The organism is Nesterenkonia ebinurensis (assembly GCF_008711175.1).
Classification (GTDB): Bacteria; Actinomycetota; Actinomycetes; order Actinomycetales; family Micrococcaceae; genus Nesterenkonia; species Nesterenkonia ebinurensis.
The window spans coordinates 87,358-99,247 of record NZ_VWNF01000021.1; the positions used below are offsets into that span (position 1 = coordinate 87,358).

Here is an 11,890-nt window from a genome sequence, read left to right on the forward strand (position 1 = left end):
ACGTTCATCCTCCCTCACTCAACAATCGATCTACCGAGAGATACAAAATGCTCATCGTTTCCGACATGGAGAAGACCTACCCGACCAAGTCAGGAGGGTTCACTGCCGTCAGCGGAATGTCCTTCCACGTGGAAGAAGGCGAGCTCTTCACCATCGTGGGCCCCTCCGGCGCAGGAAAGACCACCCTGCTGCGGTGCGTTGCCGGACTCGACGAGGTCACCGGGGGAAGCGTGACCTTTAACGGTGTGCCGGTCAGTGGTCCGCCCCGGGAGTTCGCCGTCGTCTTCCAGGACTATGCCCGTTCCCTGATGCCGTGGATCACTGTGGCCAAGAACGTAGAACTTCCCCTGATGAAGAACGGCATCTCAGCCCAGGAGCGCCGCAAGCGTGTCACCAGCGCATTGGAAGAAGTCGGCCTGGCCGACGCTATGGAGAAGAAGCCCTTTCAGCTATCCGGAGGCATGCAGCAGCGGGTAGCCATCGCCCGGGCCATCGCCTACCGGCCCCAGGTGCTCATCATGGACGAGCCTTTCGCCTCGGTGGACGCCCAGACCCGCGCGGACCTTGAAGATCTCCTGCTGCGGATCCGTGCAGAAACCGGCACCACGGTGCTATTCGTTACCCACGATGTCGACGAATCCGTCTATCTGAGCAACCGGGTGGCCATCGTCTCTCGTTCGCCCAGCAGGATCGACGAAATAGTCGACATCCCGCTGCCATACCCACGCGACCAGATCGCCACCAAATCATTGCCCGAGTTTGCCACTCTGCGCGGCCACGTCTTCGGCCGCATCCGGGAAATGGTGAATTCCGCGGCTCTTACAGATGCCTGAAATCCCCTTACCCCAAAGAAAAAGGAAAGAAAATGATCACTCGCACAACCCGCTCCCTTAAGCTGGGAGCTGTAGCCACTGCCGCTGCTCTGGCCCTTGCCGCCTGCGGAGGTGACGATGAGGACGCCCCCGGTGAAGACGGTGAACTCATCGAAGTCAGCGTCGGAACCCTCAACGGCATCCTCAGTGCCCCACTTTTCCTGGGGGTATCTGAGGGCATCTTCGAGGAGTACGGGCTGGACGTCGACATAAGTTTCGCCGACGGCGGCGCCGCCGTCATCCCTGCCGTGCTCAGCGACGAGTATCAGTTCGGCTACTCCAACACCGTCAGCCAGCTGGCCGCCATCGAAGAAGGCCTGCCGCTTCAGCTGGTCCACCCCGCCTGGGCCCCGCATGGGGAGTTTGAAGAAGACGACCACGGCCTGCTCGTACTCCCCGACAGCGGTTTCGAGGAGCCGGAGGACCTCGAAGGCGCCAATATCGCGGTGAACACCCTGCAGAACATCGGTGAAGTCCACATCCGACGGGCTTTCGACAACCTTGGCCTGAATCACTCCGACCTCAGCTGGACTCAGTTGCCTTTCCCTGACATGGGCGAGGCCCTTGAGCGTGGTGACGTGGACGCTATCTGGGTCTCCGAGCCCTTCCTAGCCCCCGGCCTGGCCGCAGGTTACGAGTGGCTGATCGCTCCCGGTGCCCAATCCTTCCCGGAGCAGGTCGGCGGTTACTGGTCTACCTCTGAGACCTATGCCGGCGAGAACCCAGAAGTGGTTGAAGCCTTCCAAGATGCTATGACCGAGATCAACGATTTCGCCGAGGCGAACCCGGACCTGATACGCGAGGTCGCCGTCGAGGAAATGGGCTTCGATGCGGAGCACATCGACAACGTCAACCTACCGTTGTTCCCCAATGACAACGAAGTGGAGACCCTCCAGGACTACGCAGAGGCTGCTGTGGAGTACGGCATCCTCAGCGAAGAACCTGAGGACTACGAAGCTCTCTTCGCCGGTAACGACTGACTCTGCACCGCTTCAGGTAGCACGAGGCCGCTCTCACCACGACGGTCTCGTGCTATCGGTACGATCGATGGCATGGCCACATCAGTCACTCCAGGAGGACGTCCTCGGCAAAGCGGCATTGTTACCGACGACCCACGGGAAGGCATCATCACCGCGGCAGCCGAGCTTTTCGCCGAGAAGGGCTTCAACGCCACCCGAATGACCCAGATCGCGGAGGCCTCCGGGCTACGGCAGTCCTCCATCTACTACTGGTTCCGGTCCAAGGACGAGATCCTGCGGGCTATCATGGACCAAAACCGGGTCTCTTTGACCGCGGCCAGAGCTCTGGCAGAGCGTCAGGAACCCGCCCCGGTACGGCTCTATATTGTGCTCTACCAGGATGTGGTGCAGATGTGCTCCGCTCCGCTGAACTTCTACGACCTGGAAGAAGCAGCCTCCCAGCAGCCCGATGTCTTCAGTGACTTCCACAACGACTACGGTGAACTCTTCGAGAAACTGCGAATGATCATCGAGGATGGGTTGCGCGAGGGCAGCTTCCGTGCCGGAGACGCTGGGGACTTCGTCCAGGTCGCTCTGAACCTCAACGAGGGAAGTCAGTACCGGTTCCATTCCCGGATGAGCACCATGGACGATATGCACCGCTATGCGGAGACTGCGGCAGAAATCTCGCTGAGGGCCTTTCTTGCGGACCCTTTCCAGATGGAGCAGGTTCAGGAGTCCGCCCGGGCCGGGATCGCAGGATTCCGCTCGGTGCTCAGTGCAGAGATGCAGCCTTCCGCCGCAAAGGCCGATGCCTAGCTGCCCGGCGATTGCCCCTTGCGATAAACCTGGCCGGGTTCCCCCGGGTGGCCGAGAATCTCACTGACGGTCACCAGGTGATACCCCTCTGCCAGCAGATCCTGGAGGATCAGTGGCACCGCCTCGGCCGTGGAGCGCTCCAGATCGTGCAGCAGCACAATGTCTCCAGGCGAGACGCCGTCCATCACTCGCTCACGGGTCTTTGCGGCCGACTTATGCTGCCAATCCCGGGAGTCGGTGTCCCAGATGATCAGCGGCAGCCCTGAAACTTCTCTGACTCGGGAGTCCAGGGTGCCGTAGGGCGGCCGGGCCATGCCGGGCCGGATTCCGGCGGCCTGCTCAATGGCATCAGCTGTACGGTCCAGCTCCGAGCGCAGCTGACCATCACTGAGATCTGTGAAATCGGTATGGCTCCAGCCGTGATTGCCCACCTCATGCCCGGCGTCCGCCACCTCAGCGACGATCTCCGGGTAATTGACCGCCATCTGCCCGGTCATGAAGAAGCTGGCCCGGGCATCGACCTCTGCTAGGGCTTCAAGCACTTCCCGGGTGTGCGGAACCGGCCCGTCGTCGAATGTCAGTGCCGCACAGGGCATCTGAGAGCAGTCCACCGGTCCAGAGGGATTGCGGATAAAGATCGGTTCGCTGGGCGGAGATCCGCTGCGGTCGGGCACTCCAGCCTCCTGGTCGTCGTCGTTGTCTGTCCGCTGGCGCAGCTGCTCGGCCCAAGGATAGGCCGAAATGCTGGTCCGGAGGTATTGGGTACGGTCATTGACCGTTTCCTGCCAGATCTGAGTGCTGGGCGAGAGGCTCAGCTTCGCGGGTGCCGGGGTATAGGCGGCGGGGGCGCCCAGAAGCACCAGCGTGGCTGCTAGAGCAGAGACGGCTGCGAGAAAAAACAGGGGAAGGTGCCGCACAGGAGGCATCCTATGCGCCAGTTTGGGGAACCCCGCTCAGCACACCCCGCGGGCCTTAATCTCCTACATCGATTCCGGCCTGGGCGGCTAGGTGCGGGGCGAGCTCCTGAAGCTGAAGACCCGAGATGGTGGCACCGCGCAGCCCCGCCAGGCCGGTGATGCTGTGAAACTGAGCACCGCGAAGGTCAACATCGGTCAGCTCCGTGCCAGTGAGGGTCAGCGCACCGATGCTGCAGTCCTTGAACTGCGCCCTCCGTGCCTGCGCACTGCTGAGATCGAGCTCTCCGATCTGGCAGGACTCGAAGAGCACATCTGTCAGCCGCGCCCCGCGCAGGTTCATCAGGTCCAGTTTGCTGGCGGTGATGTGCACACCGGACCACTGGGCGTCGTAGAGCTCCGCAGCACCGATCCGTGACCTGGAGACGGAGGTGTCGCGCCAAGTGCACCGTGGGCTGTGCAGCTCCGGAGCGTTGAGCCGCTCAAGGTGGGACTCAATGACGCTCAGGCCTGTGAGGTCTGCCCCGGAGATCACCAGTCCTTCAGCCACGCACTCCACCAGGGTGGCTTCACGCAGCTCGAGACCGGTGATCGCCACCGAGTCGAGATACCCACCTTCGGCATGTGCTTCATGAATCAGCTGCTCAGCAGTCACAGGCGTCAGATCACGGGGTCGGTGCAGATTCAGCCGCGGCAATTTCATGGGGCCACGGTACCGCTCACCCCGGAGATACTCCCCCACTTGCGGTGGTAAACGTTTTCCCGCTATGCTGTGACCCACATCACCGGGAGGTGGACACTAACGACGGCGCGCCAGGGGGCGCAGAACGGATCGGGACATGATCGACCTCGAGACCGCCCAGCCATTGGGCATCATCGTCAACGGCGCCACCGGGCGCATGGGCTACCGGCAGCATCTGGTCCGCTCACTGCTGGCCATCCGCGACTCCGGCGGGGTCCCATTGCCCGATGGCAGCCGCCGCCCCATCGAGCTCTACCTGGTGGGGCGCAGCCCCGAGAAGCTCAAAGAGGTTGCCGAAACCCATGGCATCGACCGCTGGACCACCGACCTGGACGAAGCCCTCAACGCAGACGGGTTCGCCGTCTACTTCGATGCGCTGATCACCCAGCTGCGCGTTCCGGCCATCCGCAAAGCGATCGCTGCCGGTAAGCACATCTACACCGAGAAGCCCACTGCTGAGTCCTACACCGAGGCGCTGGCTCTGGCCGAGGAGGCCGAGGCCGCCGGCATTCACAACGGCGTGGTCCATGACAAGCTCTACCTGCCCGGGCTGCTGAAGCTGCGCCGACTCATCGACTCCGGATTCTTCGGCGAGATCCTCTCAGTCCGCGGCGAGTTCGGCTACTGGGTCTTCGAGGGCGACTGGCAGCCCGCGCAGCGCCCCTCCTGGAACTACCGCACTGAGGACGGCGGCGGGATCGTCGTCGATATGTTCCCGCACTGGAACTACGTGATCGAGAACCTCTTCGGCTCCATCAGCACGGTCTACACCACCACCCGCACGCACATCCCCACCCGGGTGGATGAGGCCGGCCAGACCTATACTGCCACTGCCGACGACGCCGCCTACGGCATCTTTGAGCTGGAGAACGGCCCCATCGTGCAGCTCAACTCCTCCTGGACCACCCGGGTCAACCGCGACGAGCTGGTGGAGTTCCACGTGGACGGCACCATGGGCTCCGCAGTGGTCGGCCTGTTCTCCGCCAAGATCCAGGAGCGCAACGCTACCCCGAAGCCGGTGTGGAACCCGGACATCCCAGATCCGCTGGACTACTCCGCCACCTGGTCCCCAATCCCGCAGAATGAGCCGGCAGAGAACGGTTTCAAACTGCAGTGGATCGAGTTCCTGCGCTCTGTACTGGGCGTAGGCGAGCACCGCTACGACTTCCGCTCCGGGGCCGCCGGGATGCTGCTGGCCGAGGCCGCCCTGGCCTCACAAGAACAGGGGCGCAAAGTCAGCATCGCCGAGCACGCCAAGTCCCTCACCAGGAGCCCCCGATGAGCACACAGGCAAAGCAGAGTACGACGACGCCCACCACTCCCCTGCCACACAGGACCTCAGTACCGAAGAACCCGCTGGCGGCCCGCACTGAGACCGGGCTGCAGCTGACTCTGATCAGCCAGGAGCGGAAGCTGATCTCAGCCCCGCTGCTGAGCGCACCGGCCTTCCAGCGTCCCAGCGCACCGCTGGCCTCCCGCACCCTCTACGCCGCCGCACATGTGATCCCCGACCCGCTGAGCGAGACGGTGCCCGGCGAACCAGCCCAGCTGGACTGGGAGGCCACCCTTGACTACCGGGCCCAGATCTACTCCTGGGGGCTGGGCGTGGCCGATGCCATGGACACTGCCCAGCGGAATATGGGCCTGGACGCTGCAGCCACCCGGGAGCTGATCGCCCGCTCCGCCGAAGTCGCCCGCGAGAAGGGCGCCTCGGTGGCGGTAGGGGTCAACACAGATGCCCGCACCGAGGCAGAGCTGTCCTTGCAGGAGCTCACCGCCGCCTACCTGGACCAACTGGAGTTCGCTGAGACCCACCAGGCGGTACCGGTGGTGATGGCCTCCCGCCATCTGGCCAAGACCGCCAAGGATGCCACCGACTACCAGAACGTCTACGCCCAGGTGCTCAGCCGAGCCCAAACCCCGGTGATCATCCACTGGCTGGGTGAGGCCTTCGACCCGCAGCTGCGCGGCTATTTCGGCAGCACCGACTGGACTCAGGCCGCGGACACACTGATCGACATTATCTCCGCCCACCCGGACAGGGTGGCCGGGGTCAAGATGAGCCTGCTCGACGCCGCCGCCGAGCGGTCCGTACGTGCCCGCCTGCCGCAGTCAGCCACCATGTTCACCGGGGATGACTTCAATTATGTGGACCTCATCGCCCCAGACGCAGAGGGTCAGTACTCCGACGCCCTGCTGGGCGCTTTCAGCGTGCTGGCCCCCAGTGCCTCCGCCGCGGTGCAGGCACTGGACACAGGAAACCCGGAGCTCTACCGCGACATCCTGCTGCCCACTCAGATGCTGAGCCGCCAGGTCTTCGCCGCCCCCACCTTCTACTACAAGACAGGGGTTGCCTTCCTCTCCTGGCTCAACGGCCACCAGGCCAGTCCCGCCATGGTCGCCGGCCTTCACGCCGCCCGCAGCCTGCCGCATCTGAGCCGCATCCTGGAGCTGGCTAACAACTGCGGCGCCCTGGAGAGCCCGCAAACTGCCCACACCCGCTGGCACCAGCTGCTGGCCCTGCACGGTATCGGAGGCGCCTCATGGCACTGACCCCCACACAGACAACAACGACGCCCCACCCTCGGCTTTCCCTGAACCAGGCGACCATTAAGTACGCGAACTTGGAGCAGGCACTCACCATCATCAAGCAGGCCGGTTACCAGTCGATCGGACTGTGGCGGGAACCGGTCAACGATGTGGGCCTGCAAAAGGCCGCCCAGCTGCTCAAAGATTCGGGCCTGCGATTCTCCAGCCTGTGCCGCGGCGGCTTCCTCACCGAGACCGATGAAGACGCCTTGGCCGCCTCGCTGGTGGAGAACCGTCGGGCTATCGCCGAGACCGCGGCGCTGGCCGAGGCCGGAGCTGAGGGCTCCGCCCCGGTGCTGGTGCTGGTAGCCGGGGGGATTCTGCCCGGTTCTACGATCCATGCGGCGCGTGAGCGGTTCTTCCAGGGGCTGTGCGAGCTGGTACCGGATGCCGCCGCGGCCGGAGTGACCCTGGCCATCGAGCCGCTGCATCCCATGTACGCCTCCGACCGGGCGGTGATCTCCACGCTGGAACAGGCACTGGACCTGGCTGAGGAGGCAGAGAGTAAGCATGTGGGCGTCGTCGTGGATTCTTTTCATATTTGGTGGGACCCTCAGGCACTAGCCCAGATTCGGCGAGCAGGGGCGGCCGGACGAATTGCCAGCTACCAGGTATGCGACTGGCGCACCCCATTGGAGGCTGATGTGCTACTGTCCCGCCACCAGCCCGGCGATGGGGTGATCGACTTCGCTGCGATGACCCGCGCGGTGGAGAACACCGGATACACCGGGGACGTTGAGGTGGAGCTGTTCAACCAGACCACCTGGGAGGCCGATCCGGGCCGGACTGCCCACCAGACCGCTGCAGCCTTCCAAAGTGCTGTGGCCCCATATCTGCGTACCCTCAATACTCCCGCCGGCGGGGAAACCCCGCTCAGCTCTCAGCCGGCTGCAGGGACACCGGCCTCCGCGCCTGAAGCCACCACAGCCGACAAAACATCACATTTGGCTCACGATGTGACATAAATCGAAGTCCCATCTTGACCTGTGATCTGACACACAGTTATAGTTCAGGAAAACGTTTACCGTGATGTACATCATAAAGAGAGGGGCGTGCGTATGACGGCGATCTCGCAGACGCCCGGGCAGCAGCCGACCCGGGGCACCCCGCCGGCTGCGGTGCTGACAAACCCCGATGAGGACACCAAGAAGCCCAAGCGAGCCCGAAAGAAGCACCTCTACCAGGGAACCAACCGCACCGATACCTGGAAGCACCACCTGAAGAAGGACTGGCGGCTCTACAGCCTGCTGATCCTGCCGGTCGTCTTCCTGCTGATCTTCCGGTACCTGCCGATGGCCGGTAATGTCATCGCTTTCCGCCGCTACCGGCCGGGATCGAATATTTTCGGTGATGAGTGGGTCGGGATGCACTACATCGAGATGTTCATCAATGACCCCACCTTCTGGCGGGTGTTCTGGAACACGGTGATCCTCGGTACCCTCACCCTGGCAATCTGTTTCCCGCTGCCGATCATCCTGGCGCTGATGTTCAACGAGCTGCGGTCCAATAAGTTCAAACGAATCGCCCAGTCGATCAGCTACCTGCCGCACTTCATGTCGATTGTGATCGTGGCCGGTCTGGTGATCCAGCTGACCAGCATCAACGGCACGGTCAACCAAATCATCACTGGTCTCGGCGGCGACGCCATACCCTTCATGGGGCTGCCCGAATGGTTCCGCACCATCTATGTGACCTCTGAGGTGTGGCAGACCGTGGGCTGGGGCACCATCCTGTATCTGGCTGCGCTGACCACCATCGATCCACAGCTCTACGAGGCCGCTCGGATCGACGGAGCCAACCGGTGGAAGCAGATGTGGCATGTGACTATCCCGGGGATCATGCCGACCATGGTGGTGCTGCTGGTGCTCAATATCGGCACCTTCATGGCGGTGGGCTTCGAGAAGGTCCTGCTGCTGCAGAACAACCTCAACCGGGAGACCGCTGATGTGATCGCCACCTATGTATATCGGATGGGCATCAGCCAGGGCCAGTTCTCCTACGGTACGGCGATCGGGCTGTTCGAAGCGCTAATCGGCCTGATCCTGATCCTTTCCGCCAACTACGCCGCGCGCAGAATGACGGGGACCTCACTATGGTGAGCACAGCAGCCGAACCCGATACCGAGCCGCAGAAGGACAAGGACGTGGCATTCGAGACCCGTCCCACCCGGTCCACCAAGATCAAGGACTCCACGTCCTACACCGCGTTCCGAGTGTTCAACGGAATCGCGATCATCCTGGTCTGCGCGGTGACCCTCTACCCGTTTTTGAACATCGTGGCCGAGTCTTTCTCCGGGGAGGGCTACATCCGGGCCGGGATGGTCAATATCATCCCGCGCGGATTCAACCTGACCACCTTTGAAGTGGTGATGAGTGATCCGATGTTCTGGCGCAACTACGCCAACACGGTGATCTACACCGTGGTGGCCACGGTCATTGCGATGATCCTGACCACCACCTTCGCCTATGCGTTGAGTAAGAAGCACCTGAAGGGCCGGACCTTCTTCATCGGGGTTGCGGTCTTCACCATGTTCTTCAACGGCGGCCTGATCCCCAACTACGTGCTGATCAACTCGCTGGGGATGACCAACACCATCTGGGCGATTGTGATCCCCAACGCGATCAGCATCTTCAACCTGCTGGTGATGAAGGCCTTCTTCGAGAACTTCTCCACCGAGCTGGAGGAAGCTGCCGCCATCGACGGACTGACCACCTACGGCATTCTCTGGAGGGTGGTCATCCCGCTTTCCAAGGCGGTGATCGCCACCATGGTGCTCTTCTACGCGGTGCAGTTCTGGAACTCCTGGTTCCAGGCCTTCCTCTACCTGGACCGCCGCGAGCTCTACCCCGTCACCGTCTACCTGCGCAACCTGCTAGCAGGGGCTACCGGCACCCAAGACCTCGGCGGAGACCCCGGCGAATCCACCCAGATCGCAGCCAACGTCCGGGCAGTCACCATGCTGCTGACCACCCTGCCCATCATCTGCCTCTACCCCTTCCTGCAGAAGTACTTCGTCCGCGGCATCATGCTGGGTTCGGTGAAGCAGTAAGCGCACAGCGTCCCCCACACCTGATGAATCCACTCAAGCCTTACCACCCCAAGGAAAGGAACACTCTCACCATGAAAAACGCGACACACACGGCCGCACCGCTGAACAAGCGACGCCGCCTGTACACCAGTACGGCCATGCTAGCCATCGGCGCACTTGTGCTCAGTGCCTGCGGCGGCGACGACGATGAGGAGGAGGTCGACACCGAGGAGCTCCTTGAGGAGGTCGGCTCAGGCGCGATGGAGGACTTCGAGGCCGGTGACACCTTCGTGGCCACCGAAGACGTGACCTTCACCCAGCTCTACCGGGACCACCCAAACTATCCGATCCAGAACGACTGGCGCTTCCTCACCTATCTGGAGGAAGAGCACAACGTCACCGTGGATACCTCCAACGCACCGCTCTCGGACTGGGAGGATCGCCGTTCTCTGGTCATCGGTGCCGGTGATATGCCGGACTTCATCCCGATCTTCGACCCTGGTGATGAGACCCAGTTCGTTGCCGGTGGTTCACTGCTGGCAGTCAGTGACTACCTGGATCTGATGCCCAACCTGACTCAGAAGATCGAGGACTGGGAGCTGCAGGGTGACTTCGACGGCCTCTACCAGGCCGACGGCAAGTTCTACATCCTGCCCGGCATCCAGGAAGAACCGTTCTATGAGTACGGTATCGCCGTCCGCTGGGACATCTGGGAAGAGCTCGGCTATGACGAGCCCGAAACTTGGGATGAGTTCGCCGATCAGCTGCGTGGGGTCCAAGAGGCCTACCCAGATATGCACCCCTACTCCGATCGCTGGGAGTTCAACGCCACCCTCAACCAAGCTGCCGCCAGCTTCGACACCGTGGGCGGCTGGGGCTTCGGCGACGGCATGCAGTACGACGCCGACGCCGATGAGTTCGTCTACGCCCCCACCACCGACGGTTTCCGCGATATGGTCGGCTACTTCGCCGAGCTGGTGGACGAAGGTCTGCTCGACGGCGAGACACTGACCCAGGATGACGATCTGGCCATCCAGAAGTTCGCCTCCGGCCAGTCCGCAGCGATCTTCGCCAACGACCAGGAGATCCTCAACTACCGCGACTCTATCGAGGAAGTCGGCGAGGAAGACTGGGAGGTGCGCCTACTGTCCATCCCGGCCGGCCCTGCTGGCAACGTGGTCGCCGGAGGGCGCCTCTGGGGCGGCCTGGTGGTCAACTCCAATGTGGTGGACGAGGACTACTTCGTGGCGCTGATGCAGTTCCTCGATTGGCTCTACTACTCCGATGAGGGCCTGGAATACGCCAAGTGGGGCATTGAGGGTGAGACCTTCGAGAGGGACGGCGATCAGCGCGTCCTGGATGAGAACATCGATATCAACAACCTCAACCCTGGTGCTGACGAGTCGCTGAACACGGACTACGGCTTCCACAACGGTGTCTGGATGCTCGTCCACGGCTCCTCGGTGGATCTGATGAACTCCATGGCACGTGACGAGGTCATCGAGTTCCGCGAGTCCATGTTCGAGAAGGAAATCCAGCCGGTGGATCCGCCGCGTCCACTCGACGACCTGGAGCTCGAGCGGGCCAGCATTACCCAGAACGCTCTCAACGAGACCACGAATACTCGCGTGGCTGAGTTCATCGCCGGAAATCGGTCCATGGACCAATGGGACGAGTTCCTCGCTGAGCTCGAGAACTCGGGCCTGGACGAGTACGTCGAGCTGCACAATGAGGCGTATCAGCGCGCTCAGGAGGAGCTCGACGGCATCGAGGAGGACATCGAGGACTGATCCTCGCCCCTCATCATAAACTGCGGACCTCCGGTCCCACCGGCTTGAGGCAGTCCGGTCGGGACCGGAGGTTCCGCTCTGTGCTGGTCCCGGCGGCGCGCACAGGTCGCACTCGCCTCTCGGCCGCGTTGCCGCGGCCATCACGCCTAAAGTCGCTGCATCGCTTCGCTCGCAGCT

The 11,890-nt window shown here is 62.6% G+C and carries 11 protein-coding genes; 9 read left to right on the top strand and 2 right to left on the bottom strand.

Annotated features, from left to right (window positions below):
* Window positions 1-65: 65 nt before the first annotated feature.
* The 3 genes from F0311_RS08020 to F0311_RS08030 all read left to right on the top strand — a co-directional run bounded on the left by F0311_RS08020 (window position 66) and on the right by F0311_RS08030 (window position 2,650).
* On the top strand, window positions 66-833 hold the full coding sequence (locus F0311_RS08020) for an ABC transporter ATP-binding protein (RefSeq protein ID WP_223881211.1): 768 nt from the start codon (window positions 66-68) through the stop codon (window positions 831-833).
* A gap of 32 nt (window positions 834-865) precedes the next feature.
* On the top strand, window positions 866-1,852 hold the full coding sequence (locus F0311_RS08025; RefSeq protein ID WP_150461418.1) for an ABC transporter substrate-binding protein: 987 nt from the start codon (window positions 866-868) through the stop codon (window positions 1,850-1,852).
* Window positions 1,853-1,924: 72 nt separating this feature from the next.
* Window positions 1,925-2,650, top strand: coding sequence for a TetR/AcrR family transcriptional regulator (locus tag F0311_RS08030; protein ID WP_150461419.1), 726 nt, complete (start codon window positions 1,925-1,927; stop codon window positions 2,648-2,650).
* On the opposite strand, the gene F0311_RS08035 is transcribed toward F0311_RS08030, so the two are convergent.
* Complete coding sequence (locus F0311_RS08035) at window positions 2,647-3,567, bottom strand: polysaccharide deacetylase family protein (RefSeq protein WP_191089816.1); 921 nt, start codon at window positions 3,565-3,567, stop codon at window positions 2,647-2,649. The genes F0311_RS08030 and F0311_RS08035 overlap by 4 nt on opposite strands.
* Before the next feature lie 55 nt (window positions 3,568-3,622).
* On the bottom strand, window positions 3,623-4,267 hold the full coding sequence (locus F0311_RS08040; RefSeq protein ID WP_150461421.1) for a pentapeptide repeat-containing protein: 645 nt from the start codon (window positions 4,265-4,267) through the stop codon (window positions 3,623-3,625).
* Between the two features lie 136 nt (window positions 4,268-4,403).
* On the opposite strand from F0311_RS08040, the gene F0311_RS08045 reads away from it, so the two are divergent.
* From F0311_RS08045 to F0311_RS08070, 6 genes are all read left to right on the top strand, one after another.
* A complete protein-coding gene (locus F0311_RS08045) occupies window positions 4,404-5,588 on the top strand; it encodes a Gfo/Idh/MocA family protein (RefSeq protein WP_150461422.1) in 1,185 nt (394 codons plus the stop codon).
* A complete protein-coding gene (locus tag F0311_RS08050) occupies window positions 5,585-6,859 on the top strand; it encodes a DUF993 family protein (protein ID WP_150461423.1) in 1,275 nt (424 codons plus the stop codon). Before F0311_RS08045 ends, F0311_RS08050 begins: the two co-directional genes overlap by 4 nt.
* Window positions 6,850-7,860, top strand: a complete 1,011-nt coding sequence (locus F0311_RS08055; protein WP_150461424.1) for a sugar phosphate isomerase/epimerase family protein — start codon at window positions 6,850-6,852, stop codon at window positions 7,858-7,860. Before F0311_RS08050 ends, F0311_RS08055 begins: the two co-directional genes overlap by 10 nt.
* A gap of 93 nt (window positions 7,861-7,953) precedes the next feature.
* A complete protein-coding gene (locus F0311_RS08060; protein ID WP_150461425.1) occupies window positions 7,954-8,994 on the top strand; it encodes an ABC transporter permease in 1,041 nt (346 codons plus the stop codon).
* Complete coding sequence (locus F0311_RS08065; protein WP_150461426.1) at window positions 8,988-9,944, top strand: carbohydrate ABC transporter permease; 957 nt, start codon at window positions 8,988-8,990, stop codon at window positions 9,942-9,944. Before F0311_RS08060 ends, F0311_RS08065 begins: the two co-directional genes overlap by 7 nt.
* Window positions 9,945-10,015: 71 nt before the next feature.
* Entirely contained in the window at window positions 10,016-11,713 is a 1,698-nt protein-coding gene (locus F0311_RS08070) for an ABC transporter substrate-binding protein (RefSeq protein WP_150461427.1), read from the top strand.
* Window positions 11,714-11,890 lie beyond the last annotated feature (177 nt).